The following is a 17,705-nucleotide window of genomic DNA, read 5'->3' as shown; positions in this document are numbered from 1 at the left end:
CGCTACTTCTTCTTCGCCTTCTTGGCCCCGGTCTTCGGCATCCGGGTGATCAGCTTGCGCGCATCCACGGCCTTGCGGCGGCCCGGCTTCTTGCCCGCGGGCTTGCCGCCCACGTACAGCCAGCCGAGGAGTTCCTCGTTCTTGTCGAGGCCGTGGGCCTTCGCGACGGCCTTCGCACGTGTGTAGTGGCCCGTGCGCCAGATGACGCCCCAGCCGGCTTCGTCGAGGAGCAGGCTCAGGGTGTGCGCGACTCCGGACGCCACGGCCTCCTGCTCCCACCGCGGGACCTTCTCGCTCTTGCGGTAGCTGGCGACGACCGCGATCAGCAGTGGTGCGCGCAGGGGCTTCGACGACGGGGTGGAGTCTCCCTGCGCCTTGGCGATAGCGGCGCCGAGCGCCTCGCGATCGGCGCCGCGCAGTTCGATGAGCCGCCAGGGACGGAGCGAGGAGTGATCAGCGACGCGGCCGGCCGCGGCGACGAGCGTCAGCAGCTCTTCGCGGCCGGGCGCCGAGTCTTCGACCTTCGACCAGGACTGACGCGCGCGGACCGCGTCGAGAGCAGTCACGAGGCGTCGGGGGTGAAGTTCAGTGCGATCGAGTTCATGCAGTAGCGATCTCCGGTCGGCGTGCCGAACCCGTCGGGGAATACGTGGCCGAGGTGCGAGCCGCAGTTCGCGCAGCGCACCTCCGTCCGCACCATGCCCAGGCTGTCGTCCTCGATGAGCTCGACCGCATCGGGGCGGATCGACTCGTAGAAGCTCGGCCAGCCGCATCCGGAGTCGAACTTGGTGCCGCTCTTGAACAGCTCCGCGTTGCACGCCCCACAGGTGTAGAGGCCGGCGCGCTCCTCGTCGAGCAGCTCACCCGTCCAGGCCCGCTCGGTCGCGGCCTGACGCAGCACGGCGTACTGCTCATCGCCGAGCTCGCGGCGCCATTCGTCTTCGGTCTTGTCCACGCTGTACGACATGTGTCCTCCTCAGTCGACTCCATTCTCCCTCCTGTGGCGGTGCCTCGGGTGCGTCGCGTCACAATGGACGGATGACCGATGCTGTGCAGGAGCGCTACGCGCGCTTCGCCCGTGATGAGGCGCCGGGCCGGAGCGCCCTCTACGCCGAGTGGGCCGCCGGGGTCGCCGAGGATGAAGAGGTGCGGCGCGTCCTGCTCCGGATCCCGGAGACGAGACGCCAGCCCCCGCTCGTGTTCGCCGTCACTCGGATGCTCGGCGTTCCGCTCGACGAGTACGCGCGGTGGCGTGGCTTCCTGCTCCGACATGCGGACGAGGTCGTCGCCGAGTGTGCACGGAGGTCGCTGCAGACGAACGAGCCGCTCCGTCTCGCGGCGCTCCTGCCGGTGCTCTCCGAGATCGAGGGGCCGATCGCGCTGCTCGAGATCGGGGCGTCGGCGGGACTGTGTCTCTACCCTGATCGGTACTCGTATCGCTTCACCGCTGAGGGCGGGGAGCTGCGTGCGGCGCTCGACCCGGCCGACGGCGTCTCGACGGTCGTGCTCGAGAGCCGGGTGACCGGTCCGCTTCCCGCGCTTCGGATGCCGGACGTCGTGTGGCGCGCAGGGATCGACCTGGCACCGCTCGATGCCGCCGACGAGCGTGATCGTCGGTGGCTGCGTGGTCTCGTGTGGCCGGAGGAGTCGGGGCGCGATGAGCGCATCGAAGCCGCCCTCGACATCGCCGCCGGCGACCCTCCTCTTCTGGTGGAAGGGGACGCCGGCACCCACCTCGCCGCGCTGGCGGCGGCGGCACCGCCGGGGGCGACGCTCGTCATCACCACTCCCGGGGTGCTGGTGCACATCCCCCGGGCGGAGCGGACCGCGCTGATCGCGAGGATCACGCGCACGGACGCCCGCTGGATCACGATCGATCCGCCCGCGATCACAGACGTGTGGGATCCGCCGGTCGATGCGGATCGGTGGCCGGGGTTCGTGGTCGCGCTCGACGGGCAGGTGCGCGCGGCCGCGGATCCGCTCGGGCGATGGTGGGAGTGGCGACCCGAAGTGGCGGCGGTTGCGTCCTAACCTGGAGCCATGCTCGGAGATCTCACGGAGCGCGATCGCGCGATCCTCGCCCTGGAAGTGGCGTGGCCGCGCCACAGCGGGGCGAAGGAAGAGATCATCCGCGCGCAGCTCGGGATGAGCGCGGCACGCTACTACCAGCTGCTCGGACGACTGATCGAGTCCGAGTCCGCGCTCGAGTACGATCCGATGCTGGTGCGTCGCCTCCGCCGCATCCGCGATTCGCGCGCGGCACGGCGTACCGCGCGGCTGCCCGGCTTCGTCGGCTGAGCCATCTCGAGCCGACGACGCAGCGGCCCGGAGGGTCCGCTCGTGCGGCGAACCGGATTGACAGGAAGGTGCCGCTAGCATCGAGGGGTGTCAAAGCCCCTCCGCGATCGCTTCGATGATGCGCCCCGTACGTCCGGACGAGTGGGAGCGCACCGCGCCGAAGCGCCGGGGATGAACGGCTGGGTCGTGCTGCTCTGGTCGTTCGTCGCCGCTCTCGTCCTCATCATCGCCGGCATCTTCGGATCCCTGGTGGTCATGGGGCGTGTCTCTCTGTTCCCCGAGGCGGCGCCGAGCGCTGCTCCCACCCCGCAGGAGACCGGCATCGTCGATCCCAGCATCTCGGTGATGATCCTGAACGGCACTCCCGACGAGGGCCTCGATACGCAGATGCGCGACACGCTGATCAACAACGGCTGGGCGGCTGACAACGTGTTCGCCGGCGACAGCTCCAGCCAGGACTTCGCCACCACGACGGTGTTCTACGTCGAGGAGGCAGACGAACTCGCAGCGGTCGGGCTCGCTGACGTCCTCGGCGGTGCGGCGGTGCAGCAGAGCGACTACTACTCCGGGCAGACGGAGGACGGGCAGAAGCAGTTCACCGTCGTGATCGGTCTCGATCGGTCGACCTCGGCACCCGAGACGCCCGACGAGGCGCCCGCCTCCTGACCCGGGGATGCGCCCTCCTCCAGCGGCTTGCACTCGAAGGTGTCGAGTGCCAGAATGGCGTTAGCACTCTCATACTCTGAGTGCTAAACCCAACGTCTACGTCCAGGAGGGACGAAAAAACTCATGGCAAAGATCATTGCTTTCGATGAGGAGGCCCGCCGCGGCCTCGAGCGCGGCCTCAACATCCTCGCCGACGCGGTCAAGGTGACCCTCGGCCCGCGCGGTCGCAACGTCGTCCTCGAGAAGAAGTGGGGCGCTCCCACGATCACGAACGACGGTGTCTCCATCGCCAAGGAGATCGAGCTGGACGACCCGTACGAGAAGATCGGCGCGGAGCTCGTCAAGGAGGTCGCGAAGAAGACCGACGACGTCGCGGGTGACGGCACCACCACCGCCACGGTCCTCGCACAGGCTCTGGTCCGCGAGGGTCTGCGCAACGTCGCAGCCGGCGCCGACCCCATCTCGCTCAAGCGCGGCATCGAGAAGGCCGTCGCTGCGATCACCGAGGAGCTCCTGTCGAGCGCCAAGGAGATCGACTCCAAGGAGCAGATCGCCGCCACGGCGTCCATCTCCGCTGCAGACCCGGCCATCGGCGAGCTCATCGCCGAGGCGATCGACAAGGTCGGCAAGGAAGGCGTCGTCACCGTCGAGGAGTCGCAGACGTTCGGCACCGAGCTCGAGCTCACCGAGGGCATGCGCTTCGACAAGGGCTACCTGAACCCGTACTTCGTCACGGACCCGGAGCGCCAGGAGGCGGTCTTCGAGGACCCGTACATCCTCATCGCGAACCAGAAGGTCTCCAACATCAAGGACCTGCTGCCGATCGTCGACAAGGTGATCCAGGACGGCAAGGAGCTCGTCATCATCGCCGAGGACGTCGAGGGCGAGGCTCTCGCGACGCTCGTGCTGAACAAGCTCAAGGGCATCTTCAAGTCGGTCGCCGTCAAGGCTCCCGGCTTCGGCGACCGCCGCAAGGCACAGCTGCAGGACATCGCGATCCTCACCGGTGGTCAGGTCATCACCGAAGAGGTCGGCCTCAAGCTGGAGAACGCCACGCTCGACCTTCTCGGCCGTGCGCGCAAGGTCATCGTCACGAAGGACGAGACCACGATCGTCGAGGGCGCCGGTGAGGCCGACCAGATCGAGGGTCGCGTCACGCAGATCCGTCGTGAGATCGAGAACACCGACAGCGACTACGACCGCGAGAAGCTGCAGGAGCGTCTGGCGAAGCTCGCCGGTGGCGTCGCCGTAATCAAGGCGGGCGCGGCCACCGAGGTCGAGCTCAAGGAGCGCAAGCACCGCATCGAGGACGCCGTCCGCAACGCGAAGGCAGCCGTCGAAGAGGGCATCGTCCCCGGCGGTGGCGTCGCGCTGATCCAGTCCGGCACCAAGGCCCTCGACGGCCTGACGCTGACGGGTGACGAGGCGACCGGTGCGAACATCGTCCGCGTGGCGATCGAGGCTCCGCTCAAGCAGATCGCTCTCAACGCCGGTCTCGAGCCGGGCGTCGTCGCGAACAAGGTCTCCGAGCTCCCCGCGGGCCAGGGCCTCAACGCGGCCACGGGTGAGTACGTCGACATGTTCGGTGCGGGCATCATCGACCCGGCGAAGGTGACCCGCTCGGCGCTGCAGAACGCAGCCTCGATCGCGGCGCTCTTCCTCACCACCGAGGTCGTCGTGGCGGACAAGCCCGAGAAGGCTGCTGCTCCGATGGGTGACCCGTCGGGCGGCATGGACTTCTGATCCAGCCCTCATGACAGAACGCCCCCGGCTCCGGCCGGGGGCGTTCTGCGTTGTGCCAGGCGCGATTCAGCGGAACAGGCTGGCCGAGTACTGGTCGGCGTCCGCATACTGAGAGGCTGCCGAGCCGAGCGAGGTGCCGATCGAGTCGAGCACCTGTTCGACATGGAGCTGCGCACCCTGCCACTGCTCCGCGCAGCCCTGGAACGCAGCAGAAGCACTGCCCACCCAGGAGGACTGCAGCTGGCGCAACTGGGCCATGAGGGTGGCCGACTCGCTCTGCAGCCGCTCGATGGTGGCTCTGGTCGCCCCGTGCGCGGCGTGGACGGCTTCGGTGTCGACGGTGAAGACGGACATGTGAACTCCTTCTGTTGGAGTTCCGACGCTAGGCGGCCGGTCGCGCCCGATCCGTCCCGTCGACGCCCGCTCGCCGTGGGTGTGCAGAACCCCGACCGACAGTCGATCGTGCAGAGCTGTCAGCTCAGATCGAGCCGTTCCAGGGGCTGGGTGTCCTCGAGAAGGTGCTCGGGTGTGGCGCGCGCAGGCGCGAGCGGAAGCGTGACCGTGAAGGTCGCTCCACCGCCGGGCGTCTCCGAGACCGCGACGCCGCCGTGCAGCGCCTTCATGATCGACGCGACGATCGCGAGCCCGAGGCCGGAACCGCCGGTCTCCCGTGCGCGGGAGGTGTCGGCCCGCCAGAAGCGCTCGAAGATCTGCTCCCGGATCTGTGGGGGGATGCCCTCCCCGTGATCCACGATCGAGATGCTGCCGGTGCCGCGCACCCGGTCCGAATCGACGACGATCTCGATCGGACCGTCCTCGGGGGAGAAGCGGCGGGCGTTGCCCAGCAGGTTCGTGACGACCTGGCGCACCTTGTTCTCCTCGCCGAGAACGATCGGCGGGGTGCGCACAGGGATGTCGGGGATCTCGGTGAAGTCGATCGCCGGAGCCGGCTCGGGCTGCCGCGGGCGACGACGCAGGCGCGACAGTGCGGTGCGGGACAGCCCTCGCGCGGGCGGCGCGCTCGTCGGGTCGGGTTGAGGGGAAGACGTCTCTCGCAGCGGGATGGGGGACATCGCCTCGACCGTGCGGTCGATCACGGTCACCGTCCGCCCCGGAGCCGCGGCGCGCAGATCGAGGGCGGCATCCCGTGCGATCGGTCGCAGGTCGAGAGCCACGATCTCGGGCTCGCGCTCTTCGTCCAGACGGGCGAGTGCGAGAAGATCCTCCACCAGGACGCCCATGCGGATGGCCTCCTTCTCGATCCGCTCCATGGCTCGGGCCGTATCCTCTTCGCCCTTGATGGCCCCCATGCGATACAGCTCCGCGTAGCCGCGCACGCTCACCAGCGGCGTGCGCAGCTCATGGCTCGCGTCCCCGATGAAGCGTCGCATGTGCTGGACGCTGCGGTCGCGCTGCGCGAGCGAGCCGTCCACGCGATCGAGCATGGTGTTGATCGCCGTGTTCAGTCGCCCGACCTCGGTGGTCGGCTCGAGGTCGGTCAGCCGCTGCCGGAAGTCGCCTGCCGCGATGGACATGGCCGTCGCCTCGACCTGTCCGAGCCGGCGGAAGGTGAGCGTGACGAGCCCTCGGGTCAGGAGGGCCGCGATGAGGATCGTGATCAGCGCGATGGTGATGTAGATCCCGAAGTACTGGCTGATGATGCGGTCGGCGGGCGCCAGCGGAAGGGCGACCAGCTGGATGCGCAGGGCACCGCCCTCCGATCCCACCACGGCGACCGCGCCGTGGAAGACGGTGCCGTCGGCGCCGGGGATCTCCAGCGGAATCTGATCCGTGTCAGCCGTCGCCTTGGCGAGCGAGTACTCGGAGGGGAAGAGCGGAGCCTGGCCCGACGTGCCGCGAGCAGTGGCACGGAGCACCCCTGTCGCGTCGTAGATCGCGAATGAGAAGTCCCGAGGTTGCTCCTCACGCGGGGTGTAGGTCGTGACCCCGTCTATCGTCGTCGCCTCGAAGTAGCGCTCGACCAGATCGCTGGACACCAGCGCGGGCAGTTGCGCGTCGATGTTGGCGACGAGCGCGTTGCGCAGGATCGGCACGGTTCCGAGCCCCGCGACGAGAAGACCGAGAGCGAGCACGGCCACCGTGACGCCGGTGACCTTCGCGCGCAGGCTGATTCGACGCCACCAGGCGGTGACCGCATCGGGCTTGTGCGCCATGCGGTCCTCCTCGGGCGTTCACCATGCCGCAGGGCGGCGCCGATGGTCGGGGTCGGTCGTCAGACCGACTTGCCGACCTTGAGCATGTAGCCGAACCCGCGCTTGGTCTGGATCAGCGACTCCTCGGTGTACGGGTCGATCTTGCGACGCAGGTACGAGATGTAGCTCTCGACGATCCCGGCGTCGCCGTTGAAGTCGTACTCCCACACGTGGTCGAGGATCTGCGCCTTCGACAGCACGCGATTCGGATTGAGCATCAGGTAGCGCAGCAGCTTGAACTCGGTCGGGCTCAGCTCGATCGGCTCTTTGCCCACATGGACGTCGTGGGTGTCCTGATCCATCGACAGTTCGCCTGCGCGGATGATCGACTCCTCGTCGGCCTGCATCGTGCGTCGCAGGATCGCCTGGGCCCGCGCGACGATCTCGTCGAGGCTGAAGGGCTTGGTGACGTAGTCGTCGCCGCCGGCGTTGAGGCCTTCGATCTTGTCTTCGGTGCCGTCCTTCGCCGTCAGGAAAAGGATCGGAGCGGTGAACCCGGCGCCGCGGAGACGCTTGGTGACGCTGAACCCGTTCATGTCCGGGAGCATGACGTCGAGGATGATCAGGTCCGGCTCCTCTTCGAGGACGGCCGAGATCGTGGCGGCGCCGTTGGCCACCGTCTTCACCTGGAATCCGGCGAAGCTGAGACCCGTCGAGAGCAGGTCACGGATGTTGGGTTCGTCGTCGACGACCAGGATGCGCGGAGCAGTCATGTCCCCATTATGGTGACTTCGGCCATGCAGATGCTGACTATTGTCCGGAACGGCGCGCACTCGCACACCTCTGCATCGTTGAGAGGATGGAAGCATGAGCTCGAACGAGGACGCCTCCGCCGCCCCCGCATCCGCCATCGCTCCGGCCCGGTCCTCGCGCGCCGAACAGATCCCCTACCACCGACTGGCGCACCTGCGGCCGAGGTACCGCTGGTGGCGGATGCTCGTGACCGGAGTCGTCGGAGTGGCGCTCTACGTCGCGATGCTGCTGCTCCTGATCGTGCCGCTCGTCGTCGCCTCGGTGCTGGTGCCGGGGTGGGGAGCGGAGATGCAGGTCCTCCTCACGACCGTCCAGTACTTCGACCTCGATCGCCCGTGGCTCTTCCTCGCGCTGGTGGTGCCGCTGATCCTGATGATCCCGGCGCTGCTGCTCGCCTCGCGCATCGTCGAGGGGCGCGGCGTCGGCCTGCTGTTATCGGTCACCGGACGGCTGCGGATGGGCTGGCTCGGCAGGAGCCTGCTGCTGGCACTCGCGGTGTTCGTGATCTACTTCGCCGTCGTGCTCGGCTGGGCGGCCGCCACGGGGGAGGTGATCGCCGTCGACTTCTCCCACCCCGCCTTGTGGGTCATGGTGCTGCTCGTGCTGCTGCTGATCCCGTTGCAGGCCGCCGCGGAAGAGTATGTGTTCCGGGGCTATCTGATGCAGCTCGTCGGCAGCTGGCTGCGGCATCCGGCGTTCGCCATCCTGCTTCCGGTGCCGCTGTTCGTCCTCGGCCACGGCTACGACATCTGGGGGGCGGCGAGCGTGGGCATGTTCGCGATCGTCGCCGCGTGGCTGAGCTGGCGCACGGGCGGTCTGGAAGCCGCGATCTCCCTGCACATCGTCAACAATGCGCTCATCTTCCTGCTCGGCACAGTCGGCCTGGTCGATGCCAACGCCACCACGGGAACGCCGGTCGATCTGCTCGCGTCGACGATCGCGATGGTCGTCTACGCGCTTCTCGCCGATCGTTGGGCGGGCAGGCTCGGCATCGCGCGGACCGCGAGCCGGGCCGCCGTCGCCGACGTCGGAAGCGGCACCCATCGCCTGGACCGGATGCTGCACGGCTGAGCCGTGCGACAGCCGAAGCGTGGTTCACGCAGCGATGGCGGCAGAATCCATGATCGTGTAGCTGTAGCCCTGCTCGGCCAGGAAGCGCTGACGGTTCTGCGCGTAGTCCTGGTCGATCGTGTCCCGGGCGACGAGCGTGTAGAAGCTCGCCGTGTGCCCGGACTGCTTGGGGCGCAGCAGCCGGCCGAGTCGCTGTGCCTCCTCCTGGCGCGATCCGAACGAGCCGGATACCTGGATGGCGACCGATGCCTCGGGCAGGTCGATGGAGAAGTTCGCGACCTTCGACACGACGAGAAGCGAGATGTCGCCCTCGCGGAACGCGCGATACAGCTCTTCGCGCTCGTCGATCGGAGTCGCGCCCGTGATCTGGGGAGCGTCCAGCGCCGCCGACAGGGACTCGAGCTGATCGAGGTACTGCCCGATCACGAGGATGCGCTCGCCCTCGTGCTTCGCGATCAACTCACGCACCGCCTTGACCTTGGCCGGAGCGGAAGCGGCGAGTCGGTATCGTTCGTCGTCCGTCGCCGCGGCGTACTCGAGCCGGTCGCTCGGCGGGAGGTCCACGCGCACCTCGTAGCAGGCAGCGGGGGAGATGAAGCCCTGGGCCTCGATCTGCTTCCACGGCGCGTCGAAGCGCTTGGGACCGATCAGGCTGAACACGTCGCCCTCGCGACCATCCTCACGCACGAGCGTCGCGGTGAGCCCGATGCGGCGGCGGGCCTGGAGGTCGGCGGTGAGCTTGAACACGGGCGCCGGGAGCAGGTGGACCTCGTCGTACACGATGAGGCCCCAGTCGAGCGCGTCCAGCAGCGCGAGGTGTGCGTATTCGCCTTTCCGCTTGGCGGTCAGGATCTGGTAGGTGGCGATCGTGACGGGCTTGACCTCTTTGGCCTGGCCGGAGTACTCGCCGATCTCTTCCGGCGTGAGACTCGTGCGCTTGAGCAGCTCGTCGCGCCACTGGCGGGCGGAGACGGTGTTGGTGACGAGGATCAGTGTGGTGGTCTTGGTGGCCGCCATCGCGCCGGCTCCGACGATCGTCTTGCCCGCCCCGCAGGGCAGCACCACGACGCCCGACCCGTCTTTCGAGAAGGCGTCGACGGCGTCCTGCTGGTAGGGGCGAATGTGCCAGCCGTCTTCCGCGAGATCGATCTCGTGCGGAGTGCCCGGCGTGTACCCGGCGAGGTCCTCGGCGGGCCATCCGATCTTCAGCAGCTCCTGTTTGATCTGCCCGCGTGCCCAGGCGTCCACCACGAAGGTCTCAGGAGTCGGATGCCCGATCAGGAGGGGCTGGATGCGCTTGTTGTTCGCGACCTGGGCGAGGACCGCGGGATCGGTGGAGCGCAGGATCAGCGTCCCCTCATCGTCGCGCTCGATGACCAGGCGCCCGTAGCGGTTCACCGTCTCGCGCAGATCGACGGAGACCGACGGCGGGACCGGGAAGCGCGACCACCGGTCGAGCGTCTCGAGCATGTCCTCCGCGGTGTGCCCGGCGGCGCGCGCGTTCCACAGCCCGAGGCGGGTGATCCGGTAGGTGTGGATGTGCTCGGGAGCGCGCTCCAGCTCGGCGAAGATCGCCAGTTCATGGCGGGCGCTCTCGGCGTCGGCGTGGGCGACTTCGAGCAGCACGGTGCGATCGCTCTGGACGATCAGGGGGCCATCAGACATAGCTGTCCAGTTTACCGGTCGCGGAAGGCACTCGGCCTACGGCGCGACGATCGTCGCTGCGAGGATGCTCGACACCGGGAGAGTGCGCTCGACGTCGGCCGCGCGGTCACGGCCGCGAAGACGGCCACCGCCCATCCCGGTCGCCTCGAGGAGGAGCTCTCGTTTCGAGCCGTCCGGCATGCCGACCGTGACCTGCAGGACGGATTTCGCGCGCACCGCCGCCTCCAGTTCCCGGTCGAGCCAGGCGGCGTCGGCATCCGGCCCCTGGTGGGAACGCAGACGCGCGATGAGGGGCGTCAGGTCGGCGGCGTCCGGCTCGGGTTGCGTCGCCGGGGCGGCCGGGTGTCGCTCGCGCACGAGGAGGCCGCCGTCGGCTCCGACCAGTGTCGCCGGATACCGTGCGTCGGTGAGCGCCCAGTACACGGTCTCCCGTCCGACGCGCGTGGTGAGCGAACCGACGTGCGCGGCGAGTGCGAGGGGGCGCAGAGACTGGTCGACGGCCATGGCCTGGATGAGATGCGAATCCGTGCTCTCGATCCGTGTGCGCCCGGTCTCCTCATCGGTGAACACGCGGACGAGGCCGTGCCGTTGCGCGGTCTGCGCGATCAGGTATCCGAGCGGCTGCGGGATACCCGTCAGGGAGAGGGAGCCGAGGAAATCGAGGATCGACTGCTCGGTCTCGCCGGCGACGAAGGCGTGTGCCACCGACTCCGCGGTGAAGCGGTACGAGGAGGCCTGGGCCGCCGATTCGCGGGCGGCGATCGTGCGCAGACGCACGTCGAGCGCGGGCTCGAGGGGCCCGGGGGCGATGGCCGTGAGATCGTTCTGCAGGAAGATCCGGTCCACTTCGGCCGGCAGCAGCCGTACGAGTGCGCGCGGGTCGGCCGCACCTCCGCTGCGCAGGCCGACCGCCCATTCCGGTTCGCTGCCGTCTTCGGCGATCAAGCCGAGCAGTCGCGCAGCCTCGCGCAGGACGCGGGCGCGATCGGGCCAGGTCGGATCCCAGGGATGCGCGTCGCTCCATGCCTGAGGCGCGATCCAGCCGCCGCCGGGCGAACGAACACCGCGTGGGAGGGCGTCCCGGAACGACGTCGCCAGCACGCTCCAGCGTGTGACGGCCGAGGATCGCAGCCAGTCCTCCGCGGCGCGGCTCGACCGCAGTCGGCGGTCCGCCGCGACCGCGAGCCCGGACTCGAGCGCGATCGACACGAGCGTGTCCACGATCTCGACGGGGACGCCGGCTTCGCCGAGCTGTCGTTTCTCGCCGGCGTTCACCCCGCCGCCGGTGAGCAGCGAAAAGGGATTCTCTCTCGCGACGAGAAGCAGATCCGCGAGCACGGCGACGGTCGTGAACGCGCGCTCCGCGGCGTGGGCAGATGCCGTCTCGGACGACGGATCGGCAGCCGGCTGAGCTGCGGAGACGTCCGGAACCGGACGCCCGGCGAGCGCCGCCGCCACGGGAGGATACGGTGTGCCATCCGGGCGGAGCAGGGCGAGCGCGGTCAGGTTCTCCTGCAGGATTCCGGCGCCTTCTCCCGATGCGGCATCCATCAGCGCCCTCGCTTCGGCTGCGGTCAGCGACGGGAACACCTTCGACAGGGAGGCGGGGTCGAGCAGCGACTCCGCCGCGTCGAAGAAGTCCTGCCAGTTGACGTCCGGTCGCACCCGCCGCGCCGCGAACAGCCTTCGGAGGTCGTCATCGCTCGCAGCCGACAGCCAATCAGCCAGCGGTCGCGCGTGAGTGCTCATGGCCGATGCCTCACGAACGCGAAGACGCGCGGCCCTTCCGGATGAAGCTCATCGTGAGGAGAGCGATGATCATCACGAAGGCGAGGGGCAGTCCCCAATACGGGATCGCCGCGATGATCGGCCACGCTCCCTCGCCGAAAGCGGCCTGATCCATCCCGACCCAGGTGCCGATGATGATGGCGAAGAAGCACACGACCGACGCTGCTGCGATTCCGAGCGCACCGAAGGCCAGGAAGCGATCGACCCGGCGGATGGGGACATCCGGTTCGGAATTCTGCGTGCTCATCCGTCCCAGCCTACTCGTACCGCGGCCTTCGGTTCCGCGGCCCGGGCGACCGGTAGGCTGGGGGTACGCGCACGAGCGCGCCCATCGTTCTGCATATCGATTCCAGCGAGGTTCTCCCATGCCCACCGGCAAGGTCAGGTTCTACGACGAAGACAAGGGTTTCGGCTTCATCGCCAGCGATGACGGCCAGGACGTCTTCCTGCACGCCTCAGCGATGCCGACCGGCACCGCTGTGAAGGCGGGTGCGCGCGTGGAGTTCGGCGTGGCCGACGGCAAGCGCGGTCTCCAGGCGCTGTCGGTGCGCGTGCTCGAAGCGCCGCCCAGCCTGTCGAAGGCCAAGCGGAAGCCGGCCGATGACATGGCGATCATCGTCGAAGACCTCGTGAAGCTGCTCGACGGTATCGGCGGAGACCTGCGCCGCGGGCGCTACCCCGCTTCCGGACACGGCCGCAAGATCGCTGCCGTCCTGCGCAAGGTCGCTGATGACCTCGAAGCCTGACGCCGACGCGCGTCTCGTCGGCGCCCACGATCTCGCCCTGGCAGCCCTGGGCGAGATCACGCCGGCGTCCACCGTCGGGCCCGCAGCCGGGTACCTCGTCGAGGAGGACGGCTCGGTGTCGTTGCGGTTCGAGAACCGCCTCGCCGGCTACCCCGGCTGGTACTGGACCGTGACCGTCGCGCAGGTGGACGATGAGGACCCCACAGTCCTCGAGATCGAGCTTCTGCCCGGAGACGGCGCGCTTCTGGCGCCGGAATGGGTGCCGTGGGCGGAACGCCTGGCGGAGTATCGTGCGCATCAGGTCGAGCTCGCGGAGGCAGCGGCCGCCGCGGGCGACGAGAACGCCGACACCCTCGACGATGCCGATGGCATCGATGACGACGACGCGCTCGATGACGACATCCTCGACGACGACGAGCTCGACGATGACGACGACGATGACCGTGCCGCGGACATCCTGCACGCGGGCGATCTCGACGGGGTCGACATCGACGAACTCGACGACTCGTCCGACGAAGACGACGACAACGAAGACGACGACGCCGACGCCCTGGATGCGGACGCCGGCGAGGTCGACGAAGAGGAGTGAATCCCGGGCGCTCAGGCGCCCAGGTTCTCCAGCACGAACTCGATCGACCGGGTGAGCTGACGCACGTCGTCCGGGTCGATCGACACGAAGGTCGCGACGCGCAACTGGTTGCGGCCGAGCTTGCGGTACGGCTCGGTGTCGACGATGCCGTTGGCGCGGAGGGCCTTCGCGATCGCCGCGGCGTCGATGCTGTCATCGAAATCGATCGTGGCGACCACAGGAGAGCGATGCGCGGCATCCGCTACGAAGGGTGTCGCGACCGCTGAGGCCTCGGCCCAGTCGTACAGCACCGAAGACGACTCGGATGTGCGGGACGCCGCCCAGGCGAGCCCGCCGTTCTCGAGGATCCAGCGCAGCTGGCTGTCGAGAAGGTGCAGTGTCGTGATCGCGGGGGTGTTGAGAGTCTGGTTGAGCCGGGAGTTGTCCACGGCGTTCTTCAGGCTCAGGAACTCGGGAATGTAGCGACCGGATGCCGCGATGCGCTCGATGCGCTCGATCGCGGCCGGCGAAACCGCCGCGAACCACAGTCCGCCGTCCGAGCCGAGGTTCTTCTGCGGGGCGAAGTAGTAGACGTCGGCCTGGCTTGCGTCGAAGTCGATCCCGCCGGCGGCGCTCGTGGCGTCGATGACGGTCAGTGCGCCGTCGGCCTCGATGCGCCGGACGGGCGCTGCGACACCGGTCGAGGTCTCGTTGTGGGGCCAGGCGTACACGTCGACGCCGGGCACGACCTCGGCGACGGTCAGGGATCCGGGCTCCGCCTTGCGCACGTCCGGCGCCTCGAGCCAGGGGGCTCCGGCGGATGCGGCGAACTTGCCGCCGAACTCACCGAAGACGAGGTTCTGACTGCGTCGCTCGATGAGGCCGAAGGCCGCCGCGTCCCAGAACGCGGTCGAGCCGCCGTTGCCGACGAGGATCTCGTAGCCTTCGGGGACCCGGAAGAGGGCGGCGAGCTGCTCGCGCACGCTCCCGACGAGGTTCTTCACGGGGGCCTGGCGGTGGGAGGTGCCCAGGATCGTCGCCCCGGATGAGACGAGCGCCTCGAGCTGCGCCGGGCGCACCTTCGAGGGACCGCAGCCGAAGCGGCCGTCAGCGGGCAGGAGGTCACGGGGAATCTCGATCGCCATGGGTTGATTCTAAGGGGGCGCCGGGCGAGGCCCCGACCGTCGGCGGCCGGATGTCCGTCCGGGAATGTAGGCTTGCCTAAGAACCTCGGAGGGCCTGCACATGACCGATCTGATCGACACCACGGAGATGTATCTCCGCACCATCCTCGAACTCGAGGAGGAGAACATCGTGCCGCTGCGCGCGCGCATCTCCGAACGGCTCGGCCACTCCGGTCCCACGGTCTCGCAGACGGTCGGGCGCATGGAACGAGACGGTCTCGTCATCGTCTCGGAGGACCGCACCCTCGAGCTCACCGACGCCGGCCGCCGCAAGGCCGTCGACGTGATGCGCAAGCACCGTCTCGCAGAGCGTCTGCTGTCGGACGTCATCGGACTCGACTGGGCGTACGTGCACGAAGAGGCCTGCCGCTGGGAGCACGTGATGAGCGAACAGGTCGAGCGACGACTGGTGGAGCTGCTCGGTCACCCGACCGAATCGCCGTACGGAAACCCGATTCCGGGTCTCGACCAGCTCGGCGACCTGCCGGCTCGCACTTTCGACGAGGGCGTCATCGGTCTCGTCCAACGACTCAACGCCGCGGGCGAGCCCGTCGAGGGAACCGTGCGCCGTCTCGCCGAGCCCGCACAGGTCGACCCCGAGCTGCTGGAGCAGCTGCGCGACGCCGGGGTGGTTCCCGGGGCGCACGGCGACTTCCGCTTCAGCGAGGGCTACGTCCTCATCCAGATGGACGGAAAGGAAGACGGTCTCGAGCTCCCCGTGGAGCTTGCGTCGCACATCTTCCTGGTGGGCGAACCCGCCTGATCCGAGGCGGATTCCGAGCCCGACTGCGGGCGACGGAGCGCTCCGCGACCGCCCTCTGCGACGATTGTCAGGTTCCCGGGGTGACATGATCGTTATCTTCCGGTAACCTCGGTCGAGTCGCCAGCGAAGAAGCCCGCTGGAGATGGATCGCGAAGATACGCCTTTGAGGCTCGTCGTCTTCACGGCAGGAACGCGCAAAGTGCCCGAGCTGCGTTCATGCCACGAGAGCAGAGTGCCGACGAGCCAGCGCTACCCGAAAGCGCAAGGGCCCAGGAGGACCACGTTTTGGCCGCAGACATCGAACAGCCCGCGAAGAAGACATCTGAAGACCGAGTACTCGCCCGACGCGTAGGTGCGCGGGCGACTGCTCGCAAGGCCGTCAAGCCACTCCGATCGATCGCCATCTTCGGAGCCGTCGGTGCACTGGTCGCCGGCATCGCCCTTCCTGCCTTCGCGCAGTCGAAGCCGAGCGAAGCCGCTCCGACGACCCTGCAGCAGCTCGCCGCCGTCGACGCGCAGTCCCTGGTCGTGGCCTCTCAGGCCACGGCCGCTCCGTTGAGCCGAGGCACTTTCAGCGCGACGACTCCGGAGGAGATCGCGAAGAAGAAGGCCGAAGAGGCTGCTGCCGCTCGTGCTGCCGCCGCGGCGAAGGCATCCACGGCGTCGTCGTCGGGCCAGTTCAACACCGCCGGCTACGCACTGACCTCGCCGGGCTCGGGCGAGGTGCGCTATCCGCTCCCGATGGGCTCCTGGAACGTCAGCCGCACGATCGGCGGCGGCCACAACGGTGCTGACATGCTCGCTCCCGCTGGCACCCCGATCTACGCCGCCGCTGCCGGCGTCGTCCGCGCATCAGCGGAGAGCATCGGCGGATACGGCGTCTGCGTCATGCTCGACAGCGTCGTCGGCGGTCAGCGCGTGCAGACCACCTACGGCCACATGATCTACGGTTCGCGCCAGGTGCAGGTCGGACAGACGGTGGCGGCAGGCCAGCTGATCGGCTACGTCGGCAGCACCGGGCGCTCGACCGCGAACCACCTCCACTTCGAGACCTGGATCAACGGCGGACTCGTCGAGCCCATGTCGTGGCTCTCGGTCAACGCCGGCTGATTCCCGGACACGCCTCGCTCCATTCACCCGCCGTTTCGCCTCGCATGCAGCTGGATGGGTTAGCCTGATCCCGTTGTCGTACAGGTGGGAGAGGCTGATGGAGCGAATACCGAGCATCCGAACCATGGATGCCCTCGGTCGTCACGTCCTTCTGCATAGCCCGCGGGGAAGCCACGGCGTTGCCGTGCGCGAAAGGCGCTGTCTTTAGACGGCGCCTTTTTTCGTCCCCACGATCGCTCTGCCATCTGCGCGACCTCGTGTGATTCGAGAGTGCCGGGAAGCCGTCCCGGCGGATCGAGAGGATGACGAATGCGCACACTGGTCCTGAATGCCGGATACGAGCCGCTTGCGATCGTGTCGTTCAAGCGAGCCCTGGTCCTCGTGATGAACGACAAGGCGACCGTGATCGAACGCGTGGAGGACGACCCCGTCTGGGGCACCCACGGCGTGTATGAACGCCCGGCCGTCATCATCCTCGCCCGGTACGTCCGGGTGCCGACGAGCAGACGCGTGCCGGTCACTCGCCGCGGTGTGCTGCGTCGCGACAATCACCGCTGCGGATACTGCGGCAAGGCGGCTTCGACCATCGATCATGTGCTGCCACGCTCACGCGGGGGAGCGGACTCCTGGGAGAACCTGGTGGCCTGCTGCCTTCGATGCAACAACATCAAGAGCGACCGCACCCCGCAGGAGATGCGCTGGCAGTTGCGGTTCACCCCTCGCCCTCCGCACGGCACCGCCTGGACGGTGCGCGGAACCGAGCGCAGCGACCCGCGGTGGGAGCCGTACCTGGCACTGGCGGCGTGACGGGTCCTCGAGTCCTCCGGCCTGTCTACGCGCCGCGAGAGGGTGAGGCGGCGGTGCCCTCGAGTCCTCCACCGGCCCCTCCACGCGCCGCGAGTTCGGAGGCGCGGAACGCTGGGAGCAGGGCGGCGCGCGGAGCCTCTAGCCGGCGGGGCCCGCTGACGGGGGCCTGAGACGTCGAAGAGGGGCCACCCTCCGGGCGGCCCCTCTTCGACGTCGTGCCCTCGACAGGATTCGAACCTGCGACCTGCCCTTTAGGAGAGGGCTGCTCTATCCCCTGAGCTACGAGGGCGTGCGTCCAGTCTAGGCGACCGTCCGCACGCCCCTTCGCGC

General features: G+C 68.5%; 19 protein-coding genes and 1 tRNA gene. 10 read left to right on the top strand and 10 right to left on the bottom strand.

All coding sequences use genetic code 11. The features are described 5' to 3' along the window. Nucleotides 1–2: 2 nt before the first annotated feature. Nucleotides 3–566: a nitroreductase family protein gene (locus AC6CHX_RS18955; protein ID WP_498274176.1), complete on the bottom strand. Its 564-nt coding sequence runs from the start codon at nucleotides 564–566 to the stop codon at nucleotides 3–5. Then, nucleotides 563–967, bottom strand: coding sequence for a peptide-methionine (R)-S-oxide reductase MsrB (msrB, locus tag AC6CHX_RS18950; protein WP_136041152.1), 405 nt, complete (start codon nucleotides 965–967; stop codon nucleotides 563–565). Before msrB ends, AC6CHX_RS18955 begins: the two co-directional genes overlap by 4 nt. Nucleotides 968–1,038: 71 nt before the next feature. Here msrB and AC6CHX_RS18945 point away from each other — a divergent pair, with 71 nt between their 5' ends. The 4 genes from AC6CHX_RS18945 to groL all read left to right on the top strand — a co-directional run bounded on the left by AC6CHX_RS18945 (nucleotide 1,039) and on the right by groL (nucleotide 4,707). Beyond that, nucleotides 1,039–2,031, top strand: a complete 993-nt coding sequence (locus tag AC6CHX_RS18945) for a DUF2332 family protein (RefSeq protein WP_498274174.1) — start codon at nucleotides 1,039–1,041, stop codon at nucleotides 2,029–2,031. A 9-nt stretch (nucleotides 2,032–2,040) separates the two neighbouring features. Then, nucleotides 2,041–2,298 carry a DUF3263 domain-containing protein gene (locus AC6CHX_RS18940; RefSeq protein ID WP_136041150.1) on the top strand — a complete coding sequence of 86 codons (258 nt, stop codon included), beginning with the start codon at nucleotides 2,041–2,043 and terminating at the stop codon, nucleotides 2,296–2,298. Nucleotides 2,299–2,385: 87 nt separating this feature from the next. After that, complete coding sequence (locus AC6CHX_RS18935; protein ID WP_342589073.1) at nucleotides 2,386–2,964, top strand: LytR C-terminal domain-containing protein; 579 nt, start codon at nucleotides 2,386–2,388, stop codon at nucleotides 2,962–2,964. A gap of 123 nt (nucleotides 2,965–3,087) precedes the next feature. Continuing rightward, entirely contained in the window at nucleotides 3,088–4,707 is a 1,620-nt protein-coding gene (gene groL / locus AC6CHX_RS18930) for a chaperonin GroEL (protein ID WP_376100369.1), read from the top strand. 66 nt (nucleotides 4,708–4,773) lie between these two features. Here groL and AC6CHX_RS18925 read toward each other — a convergent pair whose 3' ends face one another. The 3 genes from AC6CHX_RS18925 to AC6CHX_RS18915 form a co-directional block, all read right to left on the bottom strand. Beyond that, complete coding sequence (locus tag AC6CHX_RS18925) at nucleotides 4,774–5,061, bottom strand: WXG100 family type VII secretion target (protein ID WP_136041148.1); 288 nt, start codon at nucleotides 5,059–5,061, stop codon at nucleotides 4,774–4,776. A gap of 119 nt (nucleotides 5,062–5,180) precedes the next feature. Beyond that, nucleotides 5,181–6,881 (bottom strand): sensor histidine kinase, encoded by a 1,701-nt coding sequence (locus AC6CHX_RS18920; protein ID WP_136041147.1) that lies wholly within the window; start codon nucleotides 6,879–6,881, stop codon nucleotides 5,181–5,183. Nucleotides 6,882–6,940: 59 nt separating this feature from the next. Next, nucleotides 6,941–7,633 carry a response regulator transcription factor gene (locus AC6CHX_RS18915; protein WP_136041146.1) on the bottom strand — a complete coding sequence of 231 codons (693 nt, stop codon included), beginning with the start codon at nucleotides 7,631–7,633 and terminating at the stop codon, nucleotides 6,941–6,943. Between the two features lie 94 nt (nucleotides 7,634–7,727). On the opposite strand from AC6CHX_RS18915, the gene AC6CHX_RS18910 reads away from it, so the two are divergent. Beyond that, the gene (locus AC6CHX_RS18910; RefSeq protein WP_498274172.1) at nucleotides 7,728–8,744 is read left to right on the top strand and encodes a CPBP family intramembrane glutamic endopeptidase; all 1,017 of its coding nucleotides are present in this window, start codon (nucleotides 7,728–7,730) and stop codon (nucleotides 8,742–8,744) included. 24 nt (nucleotides 8,745–8,768) lie between these two features. Here the strand turns inward: AC6CHX_RS18910 and AC6CHX_RS18905 are convergent, their stop codons facing one another. From AC6CHX_RS18905 to AC6CHX_RS18895, 3 genes are read right to left on the bottom strand one after another with little or no spacing between them, the layout of a single operon-like run. After that, nucleotides 8,769–10,409: a DNA repair helicase XPB gene (locus AC6CHX_RS18905; RefSeq protein ID WP_136041144.1), complete on the bottom strand. Its 1,641-nt coding sequence runs from the start codon at nucleotides 10,407–10,409 to the stop codon at nucleotides 8,769–8,771. Nucleotides 10,410–10,445: 36 nt separating this feature from the next. Beyond that, nucleotides 10,446–12,158: a helicase-associated domain-containing protein gene (locus AC6CHX_RS18900; RefSeq protein ID WP_498274170.1), complete on the bottom strand. Its 1,713-nt coding sequence runs from the start codon at nucleotides 12,156–12,158 to the stop codon at nucleotides 10,446–10,448. Nucleotides 12,159–12,168: 10 nt separating this feature from the next. Next, on the bottom strand, nucleotides 12,169–12,444 hold the full coding sequence (locus tag AC6CHX_RS18895; RefSeq protein WP_136041142.1) for a multidrug ABC transporter ATPase: 276 nt from the start codon (nucleotides 12,442–12,444) through the stop codon (nucleotides 12,169–12,171). A 118-nt stretch (nucleotides 12,445–12,562) separates the two neighbouring features. On the opposite strand from AC6CHX_RS18895, the gene AC6CHX_RS18890 reads away from it, so the two are divergent. Together AC6CHX_RS18890 and AC6CHX_RS18885 are read left to right on the top strand one after the other, a co-directional pair. Beyond that, nucleotides 12,563–12,943 (top strand): cold-shock protein, encoded by a 381-nt coding sequence (locus tag AC6CHX_RS18890; RefSeq protein WP_029262737.1) that lies wholly within the window; start codon nucleotides 12,563–12,565, stop codon nucleotides 12,941–12,943. Continuing rightward, nucleotides 12,927–13,532 carry a DUF3027 domain-containing protein gene (locus AC6CHX_RS18885; RefSeq protein ID WP_498274168.1) on the top strand — a complete coding sequence of 202 codons (606 nt, stop codon included), beginning with the start codon at nucleotides 12,927–12,929 and terminating at the stop codon, nucleotides 13,530–13,532. The genes AC6CHX_RS18890 and AC6CHX_RS18885 overlap by 17 nt, the downstream gene beginning before the upstream one ends. A gap of 11 nt (nucleotides 13,533–13,543) precedes the next feature. On the opposite strand, the gene serC is transcribed toward AC6CHX_RS18885, so the two are convergent. After that, nucleotides 13,544–14,656, bottom strand: a complete 1,113-nt coding sequence (serC, locus tag AC6CHX_RS18880) for a phosphoserine transaminase (RefSeq protein ID WP_498274166.1) — start codon at nucleotides 14,654–14,656, stop codon at nucleotides 13,544–13,546. A gap of 100 nt (nucleotides 14,657–14,756) precedes the next feature. Between serC and AC6CHX_RS18875 the strand changes: the two genes are divergently transcribed. From AC6CHX_RS18875 to AC6CHX_RS18865, 3 genes are all read left to right on the top strand, one after another. Further along, the gene (locus AC6CHX_RS18875; protein WP_029262734.1) at nucleotides 14,757–15,458 is read left to right on the top strand and encodes an iron-dependent transcriptional repressor DtxR; all 702 of its coding nucleotides are present in this window, start codon (nucleotides 14,757–14,759) and stop codon (nucleotides 15,456–15,458) included. A 285-nt stretch (nucleotides 15,459–15,743) separates the two neighbouring features. Then, nucleotides 15,744–16,568: a M23 family metallopeptidase gene (locus AC6CHX_RS18870; RefSeq protein ID WP_498274164.1), complete on the top strand. Its 825-nt coding sequence runs from the start codon at nucleotides 15,744–15,746 to the stop codon at nucleotides 16,566–16,568. A 309-nt stretch (nucleotides 16,569–16,877) separates the two neighbouring features. Then, nucleotides 16,878–17,375, top strand: a complete 498-nt coding sequence (locus AC6CHX_RS18865) for an HNH endonuclease (RefSeq protein ID WP_136041138.1) — start codon at nucleotides 16,878–16,880, stop codon at nucleotides 17,373–17,375. A gap of 216 nt (nucleotides 17,376–17,591) precedes the next feature. Here AC6CHX_RS18865 and AC6CHX_RS18860 read toward each other — a convergent pair. Beyond that, nucleotides 17,592–17,664: transfer RNA gene (locus AC6CHX_RS18860), tRNA-Arg, on the bottom strand. Nucleotides 17,665–17,705: the final 41 nt, after the last annotated feature.

The sequence above is a fragment of the Microbacterium sp. GQ128 genome (assembly GCF_059758615.1).
This window is presented reverse-complemented; position numbering and strand designations above follow the sequence as displayed.